Below are 24,631 nucleotides of genomic sequence, written 5' to 3'. Positions count from 1 at the left end.
TCGAAACGTCGACACCCCGTAGAAACGGACAGCGGTGGGTCTATGGCACTCGGTTCGGGGTTTCTGTCTGTCGAACATATATAATGGTTTTGGCTATTATCGGGAGGGGGCAACGACAAGCAGTATTTAGGTGAGAACGCGACAAGGCACGTGTCATGGGTCGTTATCGTTCAGGGCAGTCCGGTGAGGCAGCCGGCCGGATCGAGCGCTCGTCCCCCGCCGGGTCGGCAGTTGTCCTCACCGTCGGTATCGACGCCACCGTAAGCGAGACAGTCGAGTCGGAGCTGGACGGCGTCGAGGTGATGACGGCCCAGTCAGTCGGGGACGCCCTGGAGACGATCAAATCGGAGCCGGTCGACTGTGTGTCGGGGGCGAGCGATCTCGGGGAGGAAGACGGGGTCGAACTGGCCAAAAGGGTCCGGAACAGACACCCCGGGCTCCCGTTTGTCCTCGTCGACGTGGACGGCGACACACAGGTCGGCGCCGAGGCGATTAACGCCGGCGTGGACGGCTACGCCTCGCTTCGTGACGACGGCGCCGAGGCGGTCGCGGCCCGGATAGCGGCGACGCTCACCCGCCACCGGAGCCACGTGACCCGGGGACAGCTCGACGGCATCAAACAGGCCGTCGAACACGCGGCGGACGCCATCGTCGTGACCGACCCCGACGGGATCATCGAGTACGTCAACCCGGCCTTCGAAGAGCTAACCGGCTACGACCGGACGGAAGCGGTCGGGCAGAACCCCCGCATCCTCAAATCCGGCGAGCAGAGCCAGGCGTACTACGAGCGGATGTGGGACGCCCTCCTCGACGGTGAAGTCTGGGAGGAGGAGATCGTCAACCGCACCAAATCTGGCGACCGATACGTCGCCCACCAGACGATCGCCCCGGTGACCGGCGTGGACGGCTCGGTAGAGAAGTTCGTCGCGGTCCAGCGTGACGTGACCGAACACCGGCGGTTCGAATCACAGATAGAGGCCTCGGAGGCGACGCTCTCACAGCTGTACGACACGACGTTCGACGCCGATACGCCGATAGAGACGAAGCTCCAGCGCGTACTGGAGATCGGTGCGACAAATCTGGGCCATCCGGTCGGGTACGTCACCCGCATCGAGGACGGGAACCAGGAGATACTCGCCTCGGTCGGCTCGAACGACTACATCGAGGCGGGGGCGGAAGACCCCCTGGAGCGGACTTACTGCCGGAAGACGATAGACGCCGAGGGACCCCTCGTCGTCGGTGACGCGAGCGCGGAGGGGTGGGAGGACGACCCCGCGTTCGAGCGGTTCAACCTCCGGTGTTACCTGGGGGCGGAGATACGCATCGACGGCGAGACCTACGGGACGCTGTGTTTCGGCGGCGAGGAGCCACGGGAACGGGCGGTACTCGAAATCCAGCAGTCGACGGTGAAGACCCTCGCCAGGTGGATCGGATACGAGATAGGTCGCCACCGGTACGAGCGGACCCTGGAGCGCAAAAACGAGCGCCTGGAGAAGTTCGCAAGCGTCATCTCACACGACCTCCGGAACCCGCTTCACGTCGCACGGGCCCGGCTCGAACTGGCCCGGGAGACCGGCGACGACGCCCACTTCGAACCCATCGAACGGGCACACGGTCGGATGGAGTCCATCATCGAAGACACGCTCACACTGACCCGCGAGGGCAAGCTGGTCACCGACGTGTCGTCGGTCTCGCTCGACGCTATCGCGACTGACTGCTGGGAGCGCGTCGAGACCGACGGCGCGACGCTGGAGACGACCGGCGACACCGAGGTACAAGCGGACCCGGACAAGCTCCGCCATATCTTCGAGAACCTGTTTCGGAACAGTGTCGAACACGGGGCCGGTGCGTCCGGGACCGTGACGGTGACCGTCGGGCCGACCGACAGCGGGTTCTACGTCGCCGACGACGGGGTCGGTATCCCGGAGACACAGCGCGAGCAGGTGTTCGAGCAGGGCTACTCGGACGGCGACGGGACGGGGTTCGGGCTCGCTATCGTCGAGACCATCGCGCGGGCACACGGCTGGTCTGTCACCGTGACCGAGAGCCGGGACGGCGGTGCGCGGTTCGAGTTCGCGGTAGACGGCCAGGGCACTACGGGCCGCCCACCGCTCCAGTGACTGGCGCTCACCGGAGGGGGATCCGCACGGTCACTGTCGTGCCGCTCGCGTCAGTCTGGATGTCGATGTCACCGCCGACGTAGCTGATGAGCCAGTAGCCAAACCACAGGCCCAGTCCCGACCCGTGTTCGAGCGGTTTCTCCGTCCCCTCCTCGATGACCCGTTGCTCCTGATCGGGGATACCCGGCCCGTTGTCGACGACGGTGACCGTCGCGGTCGTCCCGTCCGATGTCACGCGCACCGAGACGCGCGGAGAGGCCGTTTCGGAGTGTCTGACGGCGTTCTCGACGAACTCGTTGAGAGCGGGCACGGCCTTGGAGTCGACGGCCAGTGGCTCCGACGGGCCGTCCTCGACGCGGATCTCCGCCTCCGGGTTCGACTCCGAGTGGTCCGCGGCTATATCGGCAAGAGCCGCCATCAGGTCCCGTTCCGCGTTGGCCTCCGCCAGCGAGGTGGCAAGCAGCTGCTGGATGCGGCTCGCCTTCTCGCTGATATCGAGCAGCGAGACCATGTTGTCACGAATCACGTCCAGGTGGTCGGCCGACTCGTCGCCGTCGTCGAGAGACTCCTGTAACACGTCGACGCGGCCGACGATTGTCGTCCCGTTGTTGCGGAGGTTGTGTCGGAGTATCCGGTGAAACACCGCAAGCTGTTGTTCCCGCAGTCGCCGGTCCGTTATCTCCTCCTGGATACCGACGAATCCGCGTATCTCGCCGTCGTCCTGAATCGGCGAGATGGTCTGGGCGGCGATGAACCGCTCGCCGGACTTGCGCTCGTTGACGATCTCGGCCGTCCAGATGTCGCCGCTCTGGATGGTCTCCCAGAGGTCGTCGTAGAACCGCTCGTCCTGTGCCCCGGAGTTGAGGATGCGCGGGTTCCGCCCGACCGCCTCCTCGGCCGTGTACCCCGTCATCTCCTCGAAGGCCGGGTTGACGTATTCGATGGTACCGTCGGGGTCCGTGATGAAGATGGCGAGCCCGGCGTTTTCCACCGCGTTCTCGAACCGCCGCAACTCCGCGCGCCGCGCCTGGAGGTCGCCGGCGAGTTCCTCCGTCTGGGACCGTCGGACGAGGAGATTCGACAGCGTCCGGAAGAACGCCTGCCGGTCCACCGGCGCCCGGACGACCTCGTTCACGATGAGCGGTCGGTCGGCATCGTCGATGTCGGGCAGCGTGACGGTGACCGGGCTCCGCTCCCGGCGAACCAGTACCACCGGACAGAACACCGGGTCGAGTTCGCGTTTGCGCTCCGATAGCCGGTCGCGGTACCGGGCAAACGACGCGTCGTCGACGACGTACACGTCTGCGTCCCGGACCGTCTCGTCGGTGAGCGTCTCGTGGCGGTCGCCCACGAGCGAGGCAAGCGCCTCCCGGTTGGCCTCGTCGGCCAGCAGGAGTTGCACCGTCGCCATAGCTCACTCGGCTCCCGACCGTTCGGGTATCCCCTCGAAGACCCCGTGCATCCCGGACACCGGCTCGCCGACTTCGAGGCCGTCGGCCGTAATCGTGAACCGCCGCGGGACGGTCTCGAACCCTCCGACACGCTTTTTCAACACGCCGACGACTCGCTGGAGTTCCCCCTCGACCTCGATGTAGTTCTGGAAGACGATGTTGTCGGCCAGATAGCTGACGCCCTCGCTCGTGGGCTCGGGGAACCCGGTCACCTCCCGCCGCTGGTCGACGAGAATCACGGACGCGTTCGCACGGACGAGCGCCTGGATGAGCGCCCGGAGCCTGCGCCGCAACTCGACGCCCTCTTCGCCGCCCTTGATGACGTTTTTGTACCCCGCGATGCCGTCGATAACGACGAGTTCGACCGCGTGGTCCCGGACGTGGCTCCTGACCTGCTGTGCGAACTCCTCGGGGGACAGCGACAGCGCGTCTTGCTCCTCGACGAACAGGGACCCCTCCTCGCGCAGTCGTGATATCGGCAGCCCGAACGTCTCCGAGCGGTAGACGAACGTCTCGATCGACTCCTCGAAGAGACACGCGAGCCCCGGTTTCCCCGCCGCGGCCGCGTTCACCAGGAACTGCGTGGCCGTGGTCGACTTGCCGACCCCACTCGGCCCGCTGAGAATCGTCACCGTCCCGCGCTCGATGCCGCCCCCCATCAGGGTGTCGAGCTCGGGGACCCCGGAGGTGAACTGCGTCGGGTCGAACTGCCGGTCGGCGCGCTCGTCGACGCCGGTCGGGTAGACCTCGACGCCGCCGTCGCGTATCTCCATCCCGTGGGAGCCGTCACGCTGCCCGACGCCCCGGTGTTTCGGGACGCGGATACGGCGGCCGGCCTGCTCCCCGTCGTGGCTGAGGACGACGACCCCGTCGCTGAGCGATTTCAGCTGTGTGTCCGTGCCCTCGCTTGGCGTCTTCGTCGCCAGGACGGTCGTCCCGCGGTCTTTCAGGAACCGCGCAAACGAGATGAGACGCTTGCGAAACTGGTACTCGGTCGGTTCGAGGTACTGGAAGTGCGTTATCGGGTCTATCAGGATGCGGTCCGGGTCGACCGCCTCTATCTCCCGTCTGATGTCCGAAATCAGGTAGCCGTCCTCGATGTCTTCCGGGCTGACGACGTCGTAGGACCCGCTCTGTGTGAAAAAGTCCGACTCCGGTCCCACGTCCAGAAACTCGGCGTCGTCGATGTCGATGCCGAGGTTCGCCGCGTTGGCACGGAGGTCGGGAGCCGACTCCTCGCTGTGTATGAACAGGACCGTCTCGTCGGCGTCGAGACCCGCTCTGAGGAACTGTGTTCCGAGCAGTGTCTTGCCCGAGCCCGGCGGACCGATGACGAGATAGAGACGGCCGTCGACGAACCCGCCGTTGAGGAGCGAATCGAGGCCGGGGACGCCGCTCGAACGCTGCCCAAACCGGCGGTCGGACGGATGCATACCACGTAGTTACGGACTCGGGGGTATAAAAGTCTGAAGCGGTTCTCGGGAGCTGAAAACGACGCGGTCGGTCGGTGCTTACAGCCGCTCGTCGACGTGGTCTGCGCATTTCAGCGCCAGCGCGGCGATAGTGAGCGTTGGGTTCATCGACCCCGCCGTCACGAAGACGGACGAGGAGGCAATCGAGAGGTTCGACAGGTCGTGACTCCGGAGCTGTGGGTTCACGACGCTCTCGGACGGGTCCGTACCCATCCGCGTCGTTCCCATGTGGTGGTAGGCCGGGCCGGAGCCGCCGTCGACGTTCGCGGTCCAGTCGATGTCGGCGCCAAGCTCGTCCAAGACTGCGTGCTGGATGGCGTTGACCCGCGAGATGGAGCGACGGATGCGGTCGCCCCAGGACCACTTGATATCCGGGACCGGGTTCCCGTGGTCGTCGGTGACGGTGGAGTCGAGCGTGACGCGGTTCCCCCATCGCGGGGGCTGACCGACCAGCCCGCCCATGGCGATGCTGTTGCCGTAGGCGCCCCGTATCTCGTCGAGCATCGAGTCCCCCCAGTCGTCGCTGTTGAGGGCGATTTCGACCGGTGACGGCCCGGCGTAGTTCAGGAACTCGAGCTTGAACGGCGAGTAAGCCTGGTCGCTCTCGGCGACGAGCGTCTCTCCGGTGTCTCGGTGCTCTATGGCGCCGCCGGGGTCGTCGTAGAACTGGTGGCTCTCGCTGGTGATGAAGCCGACGTGGTTCTGTCTGGTCTCCTCGTCTACGGTGCCGCCGGCACCGGCAAAGAGATGGTCCATGAAGTACCGCCCGACGGCGCCCGAGGAGTTGGCCAGCCCGTCGGGGTGGTCCTCGTTGGCCGACAGCAAGAGGAGTCGCGGTATCTCGATACCGCCCGCCGCGAGGACGAACTCCCTTGCCTCCTGGCGGTGTTCCGTTCCGTCGGGGGCGACGTAGACGGCGGCGCTGATTCGACCGTCGCCGTCGGTCTCTAAACGCTGGACCGGGACGCGGTCGATGACGGTGGCGCCCGCCGCCTCCGCGTCCTCGATGTGGACGGTCGCGTCGTATTTCGCCCCCGAGGGACAGACCGGCTGGCAGGTGCCGTAGCCCACACACTGGCCCCGTCCGTCGTAGGATTCGGAGTTGCGGGCGTTGGGTACCGAGTGTACCGTGATACCGAGCTTCTCACAGGCCTCGGCGAACAGCGAGTCGCTGTAGGAAGGCGGGAAGCCGGGCATCGGGAAGGGGCCGTCCCGCGGCGGAGCGAAGGGGTTGTCTTCGGTCGTGCCGGCCACCCCCAGCGCCCGTTCGGCCTCGGCGTAGTACGGCCGCAGGTCGTCGTAGCTGATGGGCCAGGCCGGGTCGTCGTTGTCGTGGCTGCCGTCGAAGTCGGCCGGATGCAGCCGCATCACCATCCCCTGCCAGTGCAGCGTCGACCCGCCGACGCCTTTCACGCGGGCGACGTTCAGCGGATAGGTCCGGTCGCCGTTGTTGGAGTAGTTGTCGCGCTCGCCGCCCATCTCCCAGACGTCGCCGGGCTCGCCGGGCCGTATCGACTGCTCCATCTGGCCCTGCCGCTCGTCGAAGTCGAATCGTCTGCCCGCCTCCAGTACCGTGACGTCGTGGCCGTCGCTCGCCAGCTGGCTCGCGGCGAGGGCGCCAGCCGGGCCGGCACCGACGACACAGACGTCCGCCCGGTCGGTGGGGGCTCGCTGCATGCTGGTGGCGATTAGGCAAGCCTAAACTTAGGCGTTGCTATGATGGCCGGCCGGCGGCGCTTACGGAATCTTGACGGAGTGTTCCAGCGTCCCGATGCCCTCTATCTCCACTTCCACCCGGTCGCCGTCTTCCAGCGGGCCGACGCCGGACGGCGTGCCGGTGGCGATGACGTCGCCGGGTTCGAGGGTCATGTACTCGGTTATCTCGGCGATGGTCTCCTCGACGGGGAAGATGAGGTGCTCTCGGGTGGACGACTGCCTGGTCTCGCCGTTGACCCGACACTCTATCGTGGCGTCTTCGGGGACGTGTTCCGGTGTGGCGACCAGCGGTCCGATGGGACAGGCGTTGTCGAAGGCCTTCCCGCGGACCCAGTTTTGCTCGCGGTTCTGGTCGTCCCGGTTCGAGATGTCGTTGACGCAGGTGTACCCCGCGACGACGTCCATCGCGCCCGACTCGGAGACGTTCTTGCACTGCTCGCCGATGACGACGCCCAGCTCGGCCTCGTGGTCGATGCGCTCTTTCCCGGCGGGCATGGTCAGCGTGTTCCCGTGAGAGGCGACGGCGTTGGGGCCCTTGAGAAACAGCATCGGTCGGTCCGGTACGTCGGACCCCATCTCGTCGGCGTGTTCCGCGTAGTTCCGTCCCAGACAGACGATCTTTGTCGGCTCACACGGCGGGAGGATGTCCACCTCCGCGGGGTCGTAGCTCTCGTCCCCGAACGCGATGCGGCCGTAGGGCCCGGCGGCCGCGGTGACGACTGGCTCGCCGTCTTCGATGGCCCAGCGGCCGCCACGGACGTTCCCGCCGGAGTCGCGGAATCGGACGCGTTTCATGTTTCTGGCGACTCGGGGACGACGGATAAGCGTTTAGGAGCGCCAGCTGCCAATTTGTGGGGCGATTCGACAGAAGTCTATGGATGCATCGTCGACTGTTCCAACGAGCGGCTCGCTTGGCCGACCGAACCGCTTTTGAGAGGCCGCGGGCTACGCTCGCCCCATGAACGTCCTCGTCGTCGGTGCCGGGTCGATGGGGCAGTGGTTCGCCCGGACGCTCTCCGAGCGGGCCGGGGCGTCCGTCGCCTTCACCGACACCGACAGCGACACCGCCCGACAGGCGGCCGACGCCGTCGGCGGCCGGGCCGTCCCGACCGACACCGACGAGCGGTTCGAGGTGGTCGCGATCGCCGTCCCGATGCCGGTCGCCCGGGTCGCCATCGAGGAGTACGCGCCGCTCTCGACCGACGCCGTCGTCGACGTGACCGGGAGTATGACCGAGCCGCTCGCCGCGATGGCCGAGACCGTGCCGGACCGACAGCGCGCGAGCCTCCACCCGCTCTTTGCCCCGTCGAACGCGCCGGGGAACGTCGCCGTCGTCACCGCGGCGGGGGGCGATACCGTCGACGGCGTGGTGGACGCCCTCGCCGCCGCCGGCAACGACCCGTTCGAGACGACTTCGGCCGAACACGACGCGGCCATGGAGTCCGTCCAGGCCGCGGCCCACGCCGCCGTCCTCGCCTACGCCATGGCGAGCGAGGACGTGCCCGAGCGGTTCCACACCCCCGTCTCGGCCGGGCTGTCGTCGCTCACACAACAGGTACTCGGCGGCGAGGCCCACGTGTACGCCGACATCCAGCGGACCTTCGATGGCGCCGACGCCGTCGCGGACGCGGCCCGTGAACTGGCCGACGCCGACCACGACGACTTCGTCGAGCTGTACGACGACCTCTCATGAACCCCGAAACACGAACCCAGATACGCGAGAACGCCCAGTACCTCCGCTCGGTCCGCCCGCTCGACCCCGAGGAGCTGTACGAGTACGTCGAGGGCCGGCCCCACCCCGCCGTCGTCCGGCAGGTGCTCCGCGAGGAGGCCGTCGACCTCGCCATCGTCGAGCGCGAGGACGGCACCTTCGTCCCCGCGCCCGAGGGGTCACTTGAGGTCACACCACGGGGCGTCGAGCGGTTCCCGCCTGAACACGAACGGCGCGTCGAGGAGCTGCTGGTCGACGCCTACGGCGACGAGTGGGCCGAGGGCGACAGCGGCGACCGCCTCCGCGAGCGCGTCCGCGACATCAAGGAGCGGTACCTCCGGCAGGACCACGTCGAGTACGACGAACTGAGCGCACACGGCTACGCCGTCTACCACCTGCCCGACTACTACGCCGTCGCGACTCACGCGTTGGGCGACCTCGCCGCCGACGGGCTGCTCCCCTCGCAGCTCCGTGTGCTGGATGTCGGGGCGGGCGTGGGCGGTCCCGCGCTGGCACTTGCCGACCTCGTGGCCGACGCCGGCGGCCTGCTTGACTACCACGCCGTCGAGCCGAGCGCGGCCGCCGACGTGCTCGGGGCCGTGCTCGAACCCGAAGCTGGGACCCGCTCGGTCACGATCCACCGCGAGACCGCGGAGGCGTTCGACCTCGACGGCGCGGTCGAGGCCGGTGGCCCGTTCGACCTGATTCTGTTCGGCAACGTCCTGAACGAACTCGACGAGCCGGCGGCGGTCCTCGAACGGTACCTCGACGGACTGGCCGACGACGGCACCGTTCTCGCGCTGGAACCGGCCGACAAGAACACGGCCACCGGCCTGCGCGAGATAGAGCGGGCCGTCGCCGACGACGGCCCGGCGACGGTGTACGCGCCCACCGTCCGGCTCTGGCCCCACCAGACCCCCGAAAGCGAGTCGTGGTCCTTCGAGACGAAGCCCGATATCGAGGTCCCGGCGATGCAAAAACGGCTCGACGACCCCGCCGGCGGGACCCGCGAGTTCGTCAACGTCGACGTGCAGTACGCCTACAGCGTTCTCCGAAAGGACGGCAAGCAGGGCATCGACATCACGCCCGACCGGTCGGCACACGCCCCGATGGCCGACGCCGAGCGCTACGTCACCGACCGGGTGAACCTGCTGGCTATCAAACTCAGCCGCGACCTCTCGTCGGAGGGGTCGAACCCACTGTACCTGCTTGGCGACGGGAGCCAGGCGGTCGACCACTTCGCCGTCCTCACTGACCCGTCGCTGCTGAACGAGGACCTCGGGGTCGCGGCGTACGGGGACCTCCTCTCGATTCGGAACGCCCTCGTCCTCTGGAACGACGACGAGGAAGCCTACAACGTCGTCGTGGACGGCGAGACGACCGTCGACAGGGCGCGGTAGCGACGGTCCGGAGTCTGTTCGTGTCGCCCCACACTACTCGTCTCCGATTTTCGTCCAATCTGGCGCTTTCCGTCCGTCGAACCCGTGGTCTCGACGGTCGATGGACCGTCGCGCCCCTCCATCGCCGCCGGTGTCGTCACCGGTACCGGCTTCGAGGCGGGCCGGGGGACCGTGGGAACCGGGAGTTAGCGGGTCCGACCCGGCGTGGGGGCGCCGTGGCCGACACTGTCGCCGGGGCGTCTCCAGTACATCTAAACCGGTATAGTGCACAAATTGAACCGTGAGATTTTCTCCGGTAACACAGCTCTCGACTCGCTTTGACTCTGTCGCGAGCGATATCGCCGAGCGGCTGCCGGACACTACAGCCGGCGGACCGGCACTGGCCGCCGGCCTCGGTATCGGGCACGTCCTGGTAGCTGGCTGGAACCTGACACGCGAAATCAACGAGTTCGGGGCCGAGATGGGTCCGCTCATGGCCTTCGGGCTCATCGGCGGCGCCGGACTCACCGTCTGTGTTCTCGCCGTTCGCCTTTTCTACAGCGAGTTCGACAGCAAACAGCGGTGGCTCGTCGGCTGGAGCGCTGTCGGGGGCGCGACCCTGTTTGGCGCTATCGTCTACATCTCGATACTCGTGCGGCTGGCCGAGGGGCGGGTGATTGCCGAACCGATATTCGTCTTGAGCCTCGCCAGCGGGATGGGAGCGGTCGCCGGCGTGGTCGTCGGTGAACTGTACGCCACGGCGTTGCAGTCGGCGGCGGTCGCCGACCGACAGCGCGACCAGCTCGAGTTCATGCAGAGTCTCTTCCGACACGATGTGATGAACAGCCTGACCGTCATACAGAGCCGCGCCGAGTTTCTCACACAGGACACGGACGGACAGAACAACCGGTTCGCGGAGACGATTCTGGAGTACGCACAGAACATCGTCGGCCTCGCCGACCGGGTCGAGCGGATGTCAGACGTTATCACTGGACGGGGAGAGATAGAGACGTCGCCGACGGAACTCAGACCGATAGTTGAACGACAGGTCACGCCCCTGCGCAAGAGCCACGAGGAGATAACGTTCGACGTCGACGTCGACGAGGTAACCGTGGTCGCAGACTCCCTGCTCGAGGAGGTCGTCGGTAACCTGGTGAAAAACGCCGTCGAACACGGATACGACGGGAGCGACGATTTCACCGTCTCCGTCTGGACCACGTCGACCGGCGGTCGGACCCAGCTGCATATCGCCGACACCGGAACGGGCATCTCCGAGGAGCTACGGGGCGAGATATTCGAGCGTGGAACATCCGAGAGCGGCAGCGGGTTCGGCCTGTTTTTCGTCGAGACGATGGTCGACCACTACGGTGGGAGCGTCCGGGTCGAGGCCAACGAACCGAGCGGCTCCGTGTTCGTCGTCGAACTCGTCACCGCCTGAGAGAAATTCGGGGTCGCGTTGGCGGCGGCGCTGTCGTCGGCTCGACCCCCTGAAAACTACTGTCCCAGGCAGTGGCTTTTTCCCCCGCAGGGCCACAGACGGCGTATGGACGAGCCGACCATCCTGCTGACGAACGACGACGGCATCGAGGCCGCCGGGCTCCGGGCGGTGTACGACGGGCTCTCGGAGGTCGGCGACGTGGTGGCGGTCGCGCCGGCGACCGACCAGAGCGCCGTGGGACGAAAGCTCTCCCACGAGGTCGACGTGTGGGGCCACGAGATGGGGTTCGTGGTCGACGGGACGCCGGCCGACTGCGTCGTGGCGGGCCTGGAGTCGCTCGCGCCGGAGACGGACCTGGTGGTGGCCGGCTGTAACCGCGGGGCCAACCTCGGGGCCTACACCCTGGGACGGTCCGGAACCGTCAGCGCCGCCGTCGAGGCGACCTTCTTCGATGTGCCGGCCATAGCCGTCTCGATGTACATCCCCGTGCGGGAGGACACGGACTTCACCGAGATAGACGACGGCGACCTACACTACGACGAGGCAGTGCGAGCGACGACGTATCTGGCCGAGCACGCGCTCGGAGCCGGCGTCTTCGACCAGTGTGACTACCTCAACGTCAACGCCCCGGTCGCCGACTGGGGGCCGGCTCCCCTGGCTGTGACCCGTCCCTCCCTGGAGTACGAGATGACGGCGGAGCGCAACGGCGACGCCGTCACGCTCCACGACCGCATCTGGGAGCGGATGGCCGAGGGCGATATCCCGGACCCGGAGGGGACCGACCGCCGGGCCGTCGTCGACGGGGCTGTCAGCGTCTCCCCCCTGACGGCCCCCCACACGACCGAGCACCACGACGCGCTCGACGCGCTGGCCGAGCGGTACGACTCCGATACGTGACCCGTCCCGGTGGCGACAGCGAGCCACGGGATTGATACGCCTCGGTGAAACAGGAACACAGGATGGCCACGGTTTCGAAAGAACGGGCTGGCTACGGCCGACTGCTCGCCGGGCTCGTACTCGCGGCCGCCCTCTTCGGTGGCCTGTTCGTGTCCCTCGACGTGAGCGCGGTTCTGGACGCCCTCGGAGCCGCTGACCCGCTGCTCGTCGCGCTGGCGGCCGCGCTCTCGCTGCTGGCCCAGCTGTGCTGGAGCCTGACGACGACGACGATTCTGGAAGGTGTCGACGGGTCGCTCCCGCGCCGCCGCATCCAGCTTGGCTACCTCTCCGGGACGTTCGGCAAGCAGGTGCTCCCGTTTGGCAACGCCGGCGGGTCGGCGATTCTGGCCTACGTCATCGCGGAGGACCTAGACCGCCGGTTTCGCGATATCTTCGCCGCCGTCACGGCCAGCGAGCTGCTGGTGTTTGCGGGCTCGGTCGGGGTCGCGATAGCCGGCCTTGTCTCGGTGCTTTTGAGCCCCTACGCTGCACTTCCCACCTCACTCGTGCTCGGACTGCTTTCGGTCACGGTCCTGGGATTTGTCGGCTGCGGTGCCGTCATCGCCTACCGGATTCACTTGGTCGGGACCGCCGTCGAGCGGATGGCGTGGCTTCTCAGAACCACCGTCGGCCGCGTCTCGGTGCGGGTCCACCGGTCGCTCGCGCCCGAACGCGTCCGCTCGGGCACCGACTCGTTCCTCGAAGCGTTCGGGACGGCGACGGGGGAGACCCGGCGGCTCGTCGTCGCGACGACGGTCGCCGTACTGGGGTGGCTCGCCTTCTCGATGGCGCTGTACGTCGGGCTGCTGGCGGTCGGCGTCCCGATACCGCTTGGCTTTGCGCTGTTTCTGACTCCCGCCGCCGGGGTCGTGACGCTGTTGCCGACCCCGGGCGGGCTGGGCAGCACCGAAATCGGGCTGACGGCGGCGATAACCGTCTTCGTCGCCGCGCCGCCGGCGGTGGTCGCGGCCGGCGTCCTCGTCTTCCGGCTGGTGACCTACTGGCTGGTGGTCGTCGCCGGTGGGCTGGCCTCGCTGTATCTCTCTGCGACCGTCTGGCACGCGCTGGACTGAGAACTGTTAAGCGGGCGCCGACGGAGAGAGAGATATGGACGAGCGACGGGACGGCATCCTCTTCTTGATTCTCGCCGTCACCTGGGGTACCGCGTTCGTGGCCATCAAGGCCGGGCTCGAAGCGCTGCCGCCGGTGCTGTTTGCCGCACTCAGGTACGACGTCGCGGCCGTGCTGATGGTGGGCTATGCGGCGGTCACCAGCGACTACTGGCTCCCCCGGACGCGGGCGGACTGGCTCACACTTCTCGTCGAGGGGACGCTCCTCATCGCGCTGTACAACGCACTCCTCTTTGTCGGCCAGCAAGGGGTGACAAGCGGCGTCGCGGCGATACTCATCGGCGCGAGCCCCATCCTCTCGACGGGCTTTGCGCGACTCGCGCTCCCTTCGGAGCGGCTGGCGCCGATGGGGATGGTGGGGCTGGCCGTCGGCTTCCTCGGCGTGGCCCTCGTGGCGAGACCGACCCCGTCGGCCCTGCTCGGCGGGTCGGCGCTCCCCTCGGTACTCGTTTTCCTCGCCGCGGCCGCCGTCGCGCTGGGCAGCGTGCTGGTCCAGCGACTCGACGGGGGTATCTCCTCGGAGGGGATGGTCGCGTGGTCGACCGCTCTCGGCGCCGTCCTCCTCCACGGCATCAGCGCCGGGGTGGTCGGCGAATCGCTCGCGAGCGCCCATCTCACCTCCCGCAGCCTGTTTGCGATACTGTATCTCGCCGTGTTCGCGAGCGCGCTGGGCTACGTGGTCTACTTCGAGCTGCTGGCCCGCGTCGGAGCTATCGAGCTCAATCTCGTCTCGTATGCGGCACCCGTGGTCGCCGCGCTGGCCGGCTGGCTCGTCCTCGGCGAGCGGCTCGGCTGGCTGGAGATCGTCGGGTTCTGCTGTATCTTCGCCGGGTTCTTGCTGTTGAAACGCCGGGCAGCGACCGAGAAGCTGGCGCCGCTCGTGGCCCGGTTCCGTCCCGGGTAGCCCGCTCGGAGCAGCGTTATATATCACGAAAGAATATAATCCGTGGCGCGTCTCAGTTATCGTATGCACGAGACTGTCGTCGAAATGCTGGCGCGCAACGTCGAGCACGCGGAGCGGCCCGACGCGCGCTTCGACGACATCCAGAACACGCAGTTCCCGGACGCGGTCACCGTCTGCTGTTCCGACTCCAGGGTCCTGCAGGACGACATGTGGGGCAACGACGTCCCGGGGAAGATTTTCACTGTCGGGAACATCGGAAACCGGGTGACCCAGCCGACGAGTATGGGGCATCTGGTCTCCGGGGACGTGATGTTCCCGCTGTGGAACACCGGAACGAAAGTCGCCGTTGTCGTCGGTCACACCGGCTGTGGGGCCGTCACGACGGCGTTCCAGTATCTCACCGAGGACGTCATCCAGCCACGCGGGGTGAAATACTGCCTGGAACAGCTGAAACCCCACCTCAAGGAGGCACTGGAGGTCCTGCCACAGGACGAACTCTCCGACGTGGCCGCCATCAACCACCTCGTCGAGTACAACGTCGACCACCAGGTCGACCGTCTCGTCGAGAGCGACGACGTCCCCGACGACGTGACCGTCGTCGGCGCGGTGTATGACTTCCAGGATGTCTACTCCGACCAGCGCGGGGCGGTCCACGTCATAAACGTCGGCGGGGAGACCGACGTGGCGACGCTGCGCGAGGAGAACCCCGACATCGCCGACCGAATCGGTCGCCTCTGGGAGTACGGTCGGACACTGACCGCGGAAGGAACTTGAGGGCGGCGACCCGAGAACCCATATGAAAATCCGCGGGGACCGAGAGTGCAAGTCCTGTGGGACCCAGTGGTCCTACTACGACACCGGGAGCGTCGCCTGTCCGGAGTGTGGGAGCCTCCAGAGCGTCGGCCTCGACGACCGGACCGAACACACCGACGCGCCGGTCGAACTGGACCTGACGCCGCTGCGGAACCGGGTCGACGAGGTGACGACCGAGGAGCTGGCCGGAACGGTGGCCGAAACCTGCCGGGAGTACACCCGAAAGCGGGGGTTCATCGACACCGGGCGGCTGCGACCGCTCGATGAGACATACGTCGCCGCCGTCGAACTCGGGGCGGTCGCCGCCGCCGTCGCCAGACGGGCCCGCCCGAGCGACGCCGCGGAGCTGTACTTTCTGGACCTGCTCGGGGGCGCGGACCGGGGCGAGCGGCCCGGCCACGAGGCGGTGCCCGAGGGGTTCCGCGCCGAGTTCGGGCTGGCGATGGCCGACGCCGTCGACAGCTACCAGCGCGACGTTCGGAGCTACCTCGACGACAACCCGGACGACCACGCCCGCCGGCTCTCGGGACGGATACGAGACCACCGCAAGCGCATCGAGGCGCTGGACGGCGACGTGGACCCGGCCGACGCGAACCGCCTCCTGCGTGCCGCCCGCGACCTCGGGCGGTACGTCGACGGCGACGAGAACGCCGCCGTCACCGCCGACAACTGGCTCTCCGGGCTAGAGCGGGACCGGACCTAACCCTACGAGTTCCGCCTGTCGTCGCTGGTCGGGGCCGCCTGTTCGAGGTCAGCGGTCGTCTGTCCTGCGGCCTCCTCGGCGGCCTCGGTCTCGACGGGCGTCGAGCCGCCGCGGTCGGAGTAGTTCGTTCGCCCCTCGCTGTCGCGGGGCATCTGTGAGAGGACCATCTGGCGGACCGATTCGTCCGAGTCGAAGGTGTCGTCGATGTACCCGAACAGCTCTTCGACCGTCACCGCGTCGGCGTTCGTCCGCTCTATCTCGCGGTCGCCGTGCTGGTCGACGAGTTCCTCGGTCGAAATCGGATACGAGACGTCTTCGAGAACGGGGTTTATCGACGTGAAATCGACTCCTTCGACGCGGGCTGGGTCGTCCATAGGAGGGTTACGGCGGTCGTCATCCCCAGTCTGGCGCTTGCGACAGCAGGCGGGCTATCGGGTCAGGGCAGGTCGACGGCCACGTCGTGCTGGAGTCCCGCCGCCTTGACCGTGTTGTACAGCAACATCGCGCGGGTCATCGGGCCGACGCCCCCGGGGACGGGGGTGATGGCGCCGGCTTTCTCCTTTGCGCTCTCGAAGTCCACGTCGCCGACCAGTTCGTACCCCTTCTCGGTGTCGGCCTCGATGCGGTTGATACCCACGTCGATGACCGTCGCGCCGTCTTTGACCATCTCGCCGTCTATCATCTCCGGGACGCCGGCGGCGGCGACGAGGATGTCTGCCTCGCGCGTCTTCGCCGCGAGGTCCTCGGTGCGGGAGTGACACACCGTCGTCGTCGCGTTCCCGCCCGGCGCCTTCTGGATGAGCAGGTTCGCCATGGGCTTGCCGACGATGTCAGAGCGGCCGACGACGACGGCCTCCTTGCCCTCGGTGTCGACGCCGGCCGAGTCGATGAGTTTCTGGATGCCGTGGGGCGTGCAGGGCTTGTAGCGGGCGTCGCCGGCGACGAGACGGCCGACGTTCTCGGGGTGGAACCCGTCGACGTCCTTCCGTGGGTCGATTGCCCGAAGGACCTGGCGGTCCGAGACGTGGTCCGGCACCGGCATCTGGACGAGGATGCCGTTGACGCCGTCGTCGGCGTTGAGGTCGGAGACGGTGTCGTACAGCTCCGACGCGTCGGCCTCGGGGTCAATGTCGATGTCCAGCGCCTCGATGCCGACCTCCTCGCAGTCGTCCTGTTTCATCGAGACGTAGGTCTCGCTTGCGGGGTCGTCGCTCATCAGCACGGTCGCGAGCGTCGGGGTGTGGCCCGCGTCGGCCAGCTGGTCGATGGCCGTCGCGAGGTCGTCCCGTATCGACTGGGCGACGGCGTTGCCGTCGATTATCTCTGTCATACCTCTACAGGGCGCCCCGCGGGCCAAAAGTATCACTATCCCCTACCGGGCGCGGTAGCACCTGGCACAGCTCGTTTCGCCCACCTGCCGGCCGCGTCACTGGCGCTCGGTCTCACGAGACCGGGAACCAGCGACAGCAAGGACTACAGGCGGAATCAGTCATCGAGTTCGCCGCCTGATACGTATAAAGAGGCTGCGCCTGCAGGCCCCAGTGTAGTGTAGGAAGGATGGTATACAGTGGCTGTGTTGAGACATATGAGAAGAATGTCACTTGTGGGTGGCTGGTTATGACCGGGACATCGCCACAGGACGACCCCAATATCGTCCTGTTCGTGATGGACACGATGCGGGCCACCGAGACAGTACCCGCCGACCCCGACCTGACCCCCAACCTCGCCGCGCTGGCCGACGCTGGCACCGAGTACACCAGCGCGTTCGCCACGGCGCCGTGGACGCTTCCCTCCCACGTGTCGCTGTTTACCGGGACGTATCCGTCGAAACACGGCGCCCACGCGGAACACACCAAGTTCGACGGGTCGTTTCCGACTCTCGCCGAGGCGTTCGCCGACGCCGGCTACGACACGGCCGGCGTCTCGAACAACGTCTGGGTAACCGACGAGTTCGGCCTCACCGACGGGTTCGGCCGGTTTCGCGACGACTCCGAGCGGACCGACGCCTGGAGCGGCGCCGGGGGGTGGGGCCACCGGGCGACCAACGCCGTCCGCCGGAGTCGCTTTGGCGGACCCACCTTCGAGCGGCTCCGCCGACTGATAGCGCGCGATAGCGACCGCGACGACGGCGCCGCGGCGACGGTCGACTGGGTGGCCGAGTGGCTGTCCGGGCGCGACTCGGACGCGCCGTTTTTCCTCTTTGCCAACTGTATCGAGCCACATCTGGAGTACCGCCCGCCCCCGGCCTACGCCCGCGAGTTCCTCCCCGAAGGGTGGAGCTACGACCGGGCGATGGCGCTGCGACAGGACCCCCGGGAGTTCGACGTGGGGGAGTTCGACTACACCGGCGAGGAGTGGGACGTCGTCCGGTCGCTCTACCGGGCCGAGATATCGTATCTCGACGCCCAGCTCGGGCGACTCCGGTCCGTCCTGGAAGCGGCCGGGGAGTGGGACGACACCGTCTTCGTCGCCGTGAGCGACCACGGCGAGAACGTCGGCGAACACGGCTTTCTGGGCCACCAGTACAGCCTCTATGACACGGTGTTGCACGTCCCGCTCGTGGTCCACGGCGGCGCGTTCTCGACGGGACGCGCCCGCGGCGACCGGCTGGTCCAGACCGCCGACCTGGCGCCGACGCTACTCGACGCCGCGGGCGTCGACGCCCCCGAGCTGCGCGAAGCGTCTCAGGCCCTTTCGTTCCACCCGACAGAAGGTGTGGACGCCCGGTCGCAGGTCATCGCCGAGTACATGCGTCCCCGTCCGCCAATCGACGTACTGGAAGAGAAGTTCGACCACGTCCCCGAGGCCATCTACGAGTACCAGCGCGGCCTCCGGGCCGTCCGGACGGACGCGTACAAGTACGTCCGTGCCTCCGACGGGACCGAGTGGCTGTACGACATCCGCGGGGACTCCGAGGAGACACACGACATCTCGTCGGCGAACCCCCGCCGGACGGCCGAGCTGGCCGCCACGCTCGACGAGTGGCTCGGGAGCTTCGACGAGGCCGACGCCGACAGCAGCGTCAACGTCTCCGACGCCACCGAAGACCGGCTCGCCGACCTCGGTTACCTCTGATGGGGCGACCGAACGTCCTCCTCGTGTTGACCGACCAGGAGCGCCACGACCTCGTTGACCCCGACGGCGTCCCCGTCGAGACCGAAGCCATCGACGGGCTGGTCGCCGACGGCGTCCGCTTTACCCACGCCTTTACCCCCATCAGCATCTGCAGCAGCGCCCGCGCGTCGCTGCTTTCCGGACTGTACCCACACACCCACGGCATACTCAACAACGTCCACGAACCCGACGCCGTCCGGACCGACCTCCCCGCGGAGGTCCCCACGTTCGGGACGGCGCTCCGTGAGGCGGGCTACCGGAACGCCTACGTCGGCAAGTGGCACGTCGGTCGGACGGACACGCCCGAGGACTTCGGCTTCGACTACGTCGGCGGGAGCGACGACCACCACGACGCCCATCTGTCCGCGGGGCTGGACAGCTACCAGCGCGATTACGGCGTCGACCCCGACGAAATCGAGCCCCGAGACCCTGTGTACGCCGAGTTCGCCGACTCGCGGGAGATGCTGGGCGGGACCCTGCCGATACCGGCCGAAGCGACCCGCTCGGCGTTCAACGCCGAGTTGACAATCGGGCGGCTGGAACAGCTCGCCGACGCCGACGAACCGTTCTTCCACCGCGTCGACTTCCAGGGGCCACACCACCCGTATCTGGTCCCGGAGCCGTACGCCTCGCTGTACGACCCCGAGGACCTGCCGCCGTGGCCGTCCGACGCCGAGACCTTCGACGGGAAGCCCCGGGTGCAGGAATGCTACCGCGAGTACCGCGGCGTCGAGGGGCTCTCCCGTGAGGAGTGGGACCGGCTGCGGGCGCTGTATATGGGGTTTATGCACCACATCGACGACCAGATAGCCCGCATACTGGCGAAAGTCGACGAGCTGGGCGTCGCCGAGAACACGCTCGTCGTCCACGCCTCGGACCACGGTGACTTCACCGGCGGGCACCGCCAGTGGAACAAGGGCCCCATGATGTACGACGACACCTACCGCATCCCGCTGGTCGTCCGCGGGCCCGGCGTGGCCGGCGGGGGGCGGGTCTGTGACGACCTCGTTTCCCTCATGGATCTGATGCCGACCTTCCTCGACGCGGCCGACGCACCGGTGCCCGACGATGTCGACGGGCGGAGCCTCTGGCCGCTGCTTGCCGACGAGGCCGGCGCGAACGGTCGCGACGCCGTCTTCGCCGAGTACCACGGCGACGAGATGGGGCTGTACTCCCAGCGGATGGTCCGGACGAAGCGGTACAAGTACGTCTTCAACGCCCCCGACGTCGACGAGCTGTACGACCTCGACGCCGACCCCCACGAACTGCAGAACCTTATCGACCACCCTGACTACCGCGACGCGCGCTCGCGGTTGCGCGGCCGGCTGGCCGAGTGGATGCACGACACCGCCGACCCCATCGCGCAGTTCACGACGCGACACCTCGACGGGGACTGATACCCGGCGGGGGGCCGGCGCTCCCCTCAGGCCGACTCGGCGGTGAGTCGCTGCTGTGTCAGGACGGCTCCGGTCGGTGCGTGACTGATACGCACGAGTATCTCGTTGCCAGGGCTGAGCGAACACGCCCCGCTGTCGATGCGGAACGTCGCCGTCTCCCCGGCCGACCACGTCCCGTCGACAGTGACGTTGTCCTCGCCGATGGGCCCGGTGACGGCGTCGTCGCTGGTGTCGAAGATGTCGTCGCCCCGGACGTACGCCGAGGCCGGCGTCAGGTCGCCGTCGGGCGCCGGGAGATCGAACAGGCGGCCGGACTTCCCACACGCGGACTGGGCGCTGACGACGAGTTCCAGCTCCGATACGTTGAGCGTGTCCCCCGCCTCGTGTGTGAGTTCGACAGTGCTGTATGAGCCGTCCCCGGCGAGCCAGAGCCGCCCGTCGGACTCGGAGACGGACGGGGCGGACCCGTCCCCCGCGGGACCGAAATCGAGCGCGGTCAGCGAGTACAGCCCGCCGAGAACGAGGACGGCGACGGCGACGAGCAAGACCACTGCGACGACGGGTGATGTGTCCCGGGACGAATCGTTCCCCATTGACCAGTGGGTGTGTGCCCGGACACCTGAATGGTCGGACTACCGCAATTTCCCGGGGAAGGGGACAGCTGTTCCGGGTGGTCTCCGCAAGCGTGCAGTGACCGAGGTATCACCCCGTCGGGGGCGATTCGGGCGCAACCGGCCGGCTCGGGCGGTCCGAACGCCCGGAGTGCGGACGATAGGACCGGGTCGGCAAGCGGCGCCGGCGCCTACTCGTACAGCGGGTACGCGTCGGTGAGTTCGTCCACGCGCTCGCCGACCTCGGCGACCACGCTCTCGTCGTGTGGGGCCTCGACGACCTCGTAGATGAGGTCTGCGACCTCGCGGCAGTCGTCCTCGTCGAAGCCACGCGTCGTCAGGGCGGGCGTGCCGGCGCGGATTCCCGAGGGGTTAAACGCCGAGCGGGTCTCGCCGGGGACGGTGTTCGCGTTGAGGACGATGCCGGCTTCCTCCAGTGCCTCCTCGACTTCCTTGCCGGTCGTGTCCGGATGTGACGGGCGGAGGTCGATGAGGACGAGGTGGTTGTCGGTGCCGTCCGAGACGAGGTCAAGGCCGTGTTCCTTGAGCCGCTCGCCGAGCGCGACGGCGTTGTCGACGGTCTGTTCGGCGTACTCCTCGAACTCGGGTTCGAGGGCCTCGCCGAACCCGACGGCCTTGCCGGCGACGTTGTGCATCAGCGGGCCGCCCTGGGAGCCGGGGAAGACGGCGCTGTCGATGTCGTCGGCGTACTCCTCGTCGCACATGATGATGCCGCCCCGACCGGCGCGGATGGTCTTGTGCGTCGAGCCGGTGACGAAGTCGGCGACGCCGACCGGCGACTCGTGGACGCCGGCGGCGACGAGGCCGGTGATGTGAGCGATGTCCGCGAGGTGGTACGCGTCGACGGCGTCGGCCGCCGCCTGGATGCGCCCGAAGTCGACCTCTCGGGGGTACGCGGAGTAGCCCGAGACGATGATGTCGGGCTCGAACTCTTCTGCGTGTTCGCGAAGCCCGTCGTAGTCGACGTAGCCCGTCTCCTCGTCGACCTCGTACTGCTCGACCTCGTACACCTGGCCGGCGAAGTTCGCCGGGTGGCCGTGTGAGAGGTGGCCGCCGTGGGTCAGGTCCAGCGAGAGGATCTTGTCGCCGGGCTCCAGCACGCCGAGATAGACGCCCATGTTGGCCTGCGAGCCCGAGTGTGGCTGGACGTTGACGTGGTCTGCGCCCCACAGCTCCTTGGCGCGGTCTATGGCCAGCTGCTCGACGTCGTCGGCAAAGTCACAGCCGCCGTAGTAGCGTTCGCCGGGGTACCCCTCGGCGTACTTGTTGGTGAGTTCGGAAGACTGGGCCTCCATGACGGCCTCGGAGACGTGGTTCTCGCTGGCGATCATCGCCAGCGTGTCGTTCTGGCGCGCGCGTTCGCCCTCGAGGGCGTCTGCGACGGCAGGGTCCGCCTCGCGGACGGTGTCGTAGCTCATGTGAGTTGGTCGGGACCGGCCCGTCAATAATCTACCCTTTGGCCCCGGGCGTGTGAGTGGCTGGCAGGTTCCGGCGACCAACCGAGCCGGCTCGTGTCAGTACAAAATGTTTACCCCGACATCAGTATGTATATAATCGATAAGCCCACACTAACCGGCACATGGTCTCTTGGGGGGTCACCGAGACAGCTACCAAGCAAGAGACTGGAGCGGACATCACACAGCAGACCCGCTCAGGGGTATCGACAGTTCTGGCACAGCTGGACGACCGCCGTGAGTTCCCGGCCGACGCGATACCGCGGGCGACGGCAGACTGCGTCTACGGGCGGGCCACCCACCTCAGGGTACCCGGGTCCGACCCGACCGTGACTGCGCTGGACTGTGACGCCCAGTATGCACTGACTAGCGCGTCGGAACTGCCCGAAGGGGCGTTTCTGCTCTCTGTCACTATCCGGACCGCCGACGGCGCTCCCGGGAGCGGCTCGCTCCCGACACAGCAGGGGCGCCTCCACGTCCGCTTCGACGGGGGCGCCTCGTTGCGCCCCACCGGAGACGGCACGGTGCTGTCGCTGTGGGACACACAGCGAGTCGCCGTCGGCGTCGGCGAGCCGTCGTCTATCGGCCCGGCCCACATCCGGATTCAGGGGACACCTGCAGGGCTGGCAACCGGGCTCTCACATATGGGTACGGCCCATCACACGCTCAGCCCGTCTCGCTCACACCCGGGACAACGCGGTCATCCACCGCTGTTGACGACCGGCGAAACCACGTCTGTGCCGACGGAACTGGCCAACACCAAACCCGAGACGGGCATCGAACTGCTGGTCCCGCCGTGTGTCGAGTCGCTGTTTGTCGTCGCGCCGCTTGCGTACTATCTGGGCGCCGACGTGACCGTCGACGACCGGACCCGAGTGGCGCTCACCGCCGAGAACACCGGCGTCTACCACGAGTTCGGGCCGTTCCCCGACATCCAAGACGAGGTCGCGGAGATGGTCCAGCGGCTGTTCTACCTGGACTGTCTGGTCCGCCGGATAGACCCCGAGTCGGACCCCGAACTGCTTGACCGGTGTTCGCTGGACCCGGGCGCGGTCCGGTCGCTCTCGCCGGCCGGCCGGCTGGAACGGTATCTGGCGACGCCGGACGAGGCGGTCGACACAGCGACACCGGAGTGGCACCTCTCGACACACACTGAACCGTCGCTCGAACGCGCCCGCTGTCTCCCCTTCCTGCTCGATACGCTCTCCCTGATCTACCTCTCCGACGGTGCGGAACTGGAGCGGTGCGACCTGCTCGAAAAGACCCTTTCGGACTCCTACACCCGCGGGACGGTCGAACCGACGGCCATGGTCGAACCGACGGGCGGCGTCGGTCGCGTCCACGGCTGGCTGGCGCCCGGCACGCCCATCGGCGCGTTCAAGACGACGCCGTCGGCCTACGAGAACCGGTACCGCTACCGGGCAAAAGAGAGCGACAAGTTCCAGCTGTCCGTGGTGTTGAACGACATGGAGATGTCCGACGAGCGCCACGCCGTCTCGGAGATATACCGGGCGGCCGACCTCCCGATGGACGTCACCGTCCGCGACCAGCTGACGACGGACGCCCTCGCGGATGTCTTCGAGTCCGAGAACGACTTCGTCCACTTTATCGGCCACTGCGAGGACGACGGGCTGTGCTGTCCGGACGGGACCCTCTCGATGGCCTCGCTGTCGGAATCGCACACCCGAACGTTCTTCCTGAACGCCTGTGGCTCGTACCAGCAGGGACTGGACCTCATCGAGCAGGGGTCGGTAGCCGGCGCGGTCACGTTCGCGGACGTGTTGGACAGCCACGCCGCGATGGTCGGGACCGCCTTCGCCAGGCTGCTCTCGAACGGCTTTTGCATCCAGCGGGCGCTCCAGCTTGCCCGCCGGCGCATCATGATGAGCAAGGACTACGCCGTCGTCGGCGACGGTACCTACGCGCTGCTGCCCGAGCCGACCGACCCGGTGGTGGTGATGGTAAGCGAGCGCGACGGGGGGTACAGCCTCACCTGCGAAGTGATGACACCACAGGGGGCCGGCGCGAGCTACGACCTCCCCATCGACGGCAAGACGGCACTCAACGGAACGGCCACCGAATACACCGTCTCCGCGGCGACGCTCGTCGACACGCTGGAGTCACACTCACTGCCGGTCATCTTCGAGGGCGACTTCCACTGGTCCGGGGACCTGGCCGCGAGACTGGACCCGGAGTTCTAACCGGGTACGTACCAGTTCTGGACAAGATAATACCCATCTACGTGTCGTGTTTCGTCGCCA

20 protein-coding genes are annotated in these 24,631 nt (G+C 67.5%); 12 read left to right on the top strand and 8 right to left on the bottom strand.

Translation table 11 applies throughout. The features are described from left to right. The first annotated feature begins 155 nt into the window (after positions 1-155). Entirely contained in the window at positions 156-2,120 is a 1,965-nt protein-coding gene (locus tag VJ162_RS03350; RefSeq protein WP_324662373.1) for a sensor histidine kinase, read from the top strand. 7 nt (positions 2,121-2,127) lie between these two features. On the opposite strand, the gene VJ162_RS03345 is transcribed toward VJ162_RS03350, so the two are convergent. From VJ162_RS03345 to VJ162_RS03330, 4 genes are all read right to left on the bottom strand, one after another. Further along, positions 2,128-3,531 (bottom strand): PAS domain S-box protein, encoded by a 1,404-nt coding sequence (locus VJ162_RS03345; protein WP_324662372.1) that lies wholly within the window; start codon positions 3,529-3,531, stop codon positions 2,128-2,130. A 3-nt stretch (positions 3,532-3,534) separates the two neighbouring features. Continuing rightward, entirely contained in the window at positions 3,535-5,004 is a 1,470-nt protein-coding gene (locus VJ162_RS03340) for an ATPase domain-containing protein (RefSeq protein ID WP_324662371.1), read from the bottom strand. Between the two features lie 78 nt (positions 5,005-5,082). Beyond that, positions 5,083-6,720 (bottom strand): GMC family oxidoreductase, encoded by a 1,638-nt coding sequence (locus VJ162_RS03335; protein WP_324662369.1) that lies wholly within the window; start codon positions 6,718-6,720, stop codon positions 5,083-5,085. Positions 6,721-6,780: 60 nt separating this feature from the next. Then, positions 6,781-7,554, bottom strand: coding sequence for a fumarylacetoacetate hydrolase family protein (locus VJ162_RS03330; RefSeq protein WP_324662367.1), 774 nt, complete (start codon positions 7,552-7,554; stop codon positions 6,781-6,783). Positions 7,555-7,717: 163 nt separating this feature from the next. Between VJ162_RS03330 and VJ162_RS03325 the strand changes: the two genes are divergently transcribed. From VJ162_RS03325 to VJ162_RS03290, 8 genes are all read left to right on the top strand, one after another. Next, positions 7,718-8,452: an NAD(P)-binding domain-containing protein gene (locus VJ162_RS03325; RefSeq protein ID WP_324662365.1), complete on the top strand. Its 735-nt coding sequence runs from the start codon at positions 7,718-7,720 to the stop codon at positions 8,450-8,452. Next, positions 8,449-9,870 (top strand): small ribosomal subunit Rsm22 family protein, encoded by a 1,422-nt coding sequence (locus tag VJ162_RS03320; RefSeq protein WP_324662363.1) that lies wholly within the window; start codon positions 8,449-8,451, stop codon positions 9,868-9,870. Before VJ162_RS03325 ends, VJ162_RS03320 begins: the two co-directional genes overlap by 4 nt. Before the next feature lie 280 nt (positions 9,871-10,150). Then, positions 10,151-11,287 (top strand): HAMP domain-containing sensor histidine kinase, encoded by a 1,137-nt coding sequence (locus VJ162_RS03315; protein ID WP_324662361.1) that lies wholly within the window; start codon positions 10,151-10,153, stop codon positions 11,285-11,287. 105 nt (positions 11,288-11,392) lie between these two features. Continuing rightward, positions 11,393-12,184 carry a 5'/3'-nucleotidase SurE gene (gene surE / locus VJ162_RS03310; protein WP_324662359.1) on the top strand — a complete coding sequence of 264 codons (792 nt, stop codon included), beginning with the start codon at positions 11,393-11,395 and terminating at the stop codon, positions 12,182-12,184. A gap of 62 nt (positions 12,185-12,246) precedes the next feature. Further along, positions 12,247-13,296: a flippase-like domain-containing protein gene (locus VJ162_RS03305; RefSeq protein WP_324662357.1), complete on the top strand. Its 1,050-nt coding sequence runs from the start codon at positions 12,247-12,249 to the stop codon at positions 13,294-13,296. Positions 13,297-13,330: 34 nt separating this feature from the next. Then, positions 13,331-14,257 (top strand): DMT family transporter, encoded by a 927-nt coding sequence (locus VJ162_RS03300; RefSeq protein WP_324662356.1) that lies wholly within the window; start codon positions 13,331-13,333, stop codon positions 14,255-14,257. Between the two features lie 63 nt (positions 14,258-14,320). Then, positions 14,321-15,031 (top strand): carbonic anhydrase, encoded by a 711-nt coding sequence (locus VJ162_RS03295; protein WP_324662354.1) that lies wholly within the window; start codon positions 14,321-14,323, stop codon positions 15,029-15,031. A gap of 22 nt (positions 15,032-15,053) precedes the next feature. Beyond that, entirely contained in the window at positions 15,054-15,773 is a 720-nt protein-coding gene (locus tag VJ162_RS03290) for a DUF7117 family protein (RefSeq protein ID WP_324662353.1), read from the top strand. A 2-nt stretch (positions 15,774-15,775) separates the two neighbouring features. Here the strand turns inward: VJ162_RS03290 and VJ162_RS03285 are convergent, their stop codons facing one another. Together VJ162_RS03285 and VJ162_RS03280 are read right to left on the bottom strand one after the other, a co-directional pair. Continuing rightward, positions 15,776-16,147 (bottom strand): DUF5789 family protein, encoded by a 372-nt coding sequence (locus VJ162_RS03285; RefSeq protein WP_324662352.1) that lies wholly within the window; start codon positions 16,145-16,147, stop codon positions 15,776-15,778. Between the two features lie 62 nt (positions 16,148-16,209). After that, entirely contained in the window at positions 16,210-17,103 is an 894-nt protein-coding gene (locus tag VJ162_RS03280) for a bifunctional methylenetetrahydrofolate dehydrogenase/methenyltetrahydrofolate cyclohydrolase (protein ID WP_324662351.1), read from the bottom strand. A gap of 287 nt (positions 17,104-17,390) precedes the next feature. Between VJ162_RS03280 and VJ162_RS03275 the strand changes: the two genes are divergently transcribed. Then, complete coding sequence (locus tag VJ162_RS03275) at positions 17,391-18,848, top strand: sulfatase family protein (RefSeq protein WP_324662350.1); 1,458 nt, start codon at positions 17,391-17,393, stop codon at positions 18,846-18,848. Next, complete coding sequence (locus VJ162_RS03270; protein ID WP_324662349.1) at positions 18,848-20,284, top strand: sulfatase-like hydrolase/transferase; 1,437 nt, start codon at positions 18,848-18,850, stop codon at positions 20,282-20,284. The genes VJ162_RS03275 and VJ162_RS03270 overlap by 1 nt, the downstream gene beginning before the upstream one ends. Before the next feature lie 26 nt (positions 20,285-20,310). Here VJ162_RS03270 and VJ162_RS03265 read toward each other — a convergent pair whose 3' ends face one another. After that, positions 20,311-20,877, bottom strand: coding sequence for a type IV pilin (locus VJ162_RS03265; RefSeq protein WP_324662348.1), 567 nt, complete (start codon positions 20,875-20,877; stop codon positions 20,311-20,313). A gap of 209 nt (positions 20,878-21,086) precedes the next feature. Continuing rightward, positions 21,087-22,334, bottom strand: coding sequence for a serine hydroxymethyltransferase (gene glyA, locus VJ162_RS03260; RefSeq protein WP_324662347.1), 1,248 nt, complete (start codon positions 22,332-22,334; stop codon positions 21,087-21,089). Positions 22,335-22,495: 161 nt separating this feature from the next. Between glyA and VJ162_RS03255 the strand changes: the two genes are divergently transcribed. Beyond that, positions 22,496-24,571, top strand: a complete 2,076-nt coding sequence (locus tag VJ162_RS03255; RefSeq protein WP_324662345.1) for a CHAT domain-containing protein — start codon at positions 22,496-22,498, stop codon at positions 24,569-24,571. The last annotated feature ends 60 nt before the right edge of the window (positions 24,572-24,631 follow it).

Source organism: Haloarcula sediminis, from assembly GCF_035656455.1.
GTDB lineage: Archaea > Halobacteriota > Halobacteria > Halobacteriales > Haloarculaceae > Haloarcula > Haloarcula sediminis.
Note: the sequence above shows the minus strand (reverse complement) of the source record. Positions and strands in the feature narration are given on the sequence as shown.

Bases quoted from the DNA above. Each gene is read 5' to 3' on its own strand.
- VJ162_RS03265 (WP_324662348.1), bottom strand. From the start codon at position 20,877: ATGGGGAACGATTCGTCCCGGGACACATCACCCGTCGTCGCAGTGGTC.
- VJ162_RS03335 (WP_324662369.1), bottom strand. From the start codon at position 6,720: ATGCAGCGAGCCCCCACCGACCGGGCGGACGTCTGTGTCGTCGGTGCC.
- VJ162_RS03325 (WP_324662365.1), top strand. From the start codon at position 7,718: ATGAACGTCCTCGTCGTCGGTGCCGGGTCGATGGGGCAGTGGTTCGCC.
- glyA (WP_324662347.1), bottom strand. From the start codon at position 22,334: ATGAGCTACGACACCGTCCGCGAGGCGGACCCTGCCGTCGCAGACGCC.
- VJ162_RS03270 (WP_324662349.1), top strand. From the start codon at position 18,848: ATGGGGCGACCGAACGTCCTCCTCGTGTTGACCGACCAGGAGCGCCAC.
- VJ162_RS03290 (WP_324662353.1), top strand. From the start codon at position 15,054: ATGAAAATCCGCGGGGACCGAGAGTGCAAGTCCTGTGGGACCCAGTGG.
- VJ162_RS03300 (WP_324662356.1), top strand. From the start codon at position 13,331: ATGGACGAGCGACGGGACGGCATCCTCTTCTTGATTCTCGCCGTCACC.
- VJ162_RS03280 (WP_324662351.1), bottom strand. From the start codon at position 17,103: ATGACAGAGATAATCGACGGCAACGCCGTCGCCCAGTCGATACGGGAC.
- VJ162_RS03345 (WP_324662372.1), bottom strand. From the start codon at position 3,531: ATGGCGACGGTGCAACTCCTGCTGGCCGACGAGGCCAACCGGGAGGCG.
- VJ162_RS03320 (WP_324662363.1), top strand. From the start codon at position 8,449: ATGAACCCCGAAACACGAACCCAGATACGCGAGAACGCCCAGTACCTC.
- surE (WP_324662359.1), top strand. From the start codon at position 11,393: ATGGACGAGCCGACCATCCTGCTGACGAACGACGACGGCATCGAGGCC.
- VJ162_RS03330 (WP_324662367.1), bottom strand. From the start codon at position 7,554: ATGAAACGCGTCCGATTCCGCGACTCCGGCGGGAACGTCCGTGGCGGC.
- VJ162_RS03305 (WP_324662357.1), top strand. From the start codon at position 12,247: ATGGCCACGGTTTCGAAAGAACGGGCTGGCTACGGCCGACTGCTCGCC.
- VJ162_RS03255 (WP_324662345.1), top strand. From the start codon at position 22,496: ATGGTCTCTTGGGGGGTCACCGAGACAGCTACCAAGCAAGAGACTGGA.
- VJ162_RS03275 (WP_324662350.1), top strand. From the start codon at position 17,391: ATGACCGGGACATCGCCACAGGACGACCCCAATATCGTCCTGTTCGTG.
- VJ162_RS03295 (WP_324662354.1), top strand. From the start codon at position 14,321: ATGCACGAGACTGTCGTCGAAATGCTGGCGCGCAACGTCGAGCACGCG.
- VJ162_RS03340 (WP_324662371.1), bottom strand. From the start codon at position 5,004: ATGCATCCGTCCGACCGCCGGTTTGGGCAGCGTTCGAGCGGCGTCCCC.
- VJ162_RS03350 (WP_324662373.1), top strand. From the start codon at position 156: ATGGGTCGTTATCGTTCAGGGCAGTCCGGTGAGGCAGCCGGCCGGATC.
- VJ162_RS03285 (WP_324662352.1), bottom strand. From the start codon at position 16,147: ATGGACGACCCAGCCCGCGTCGAAGGAGTCGATTTCACGTCGATAAAC.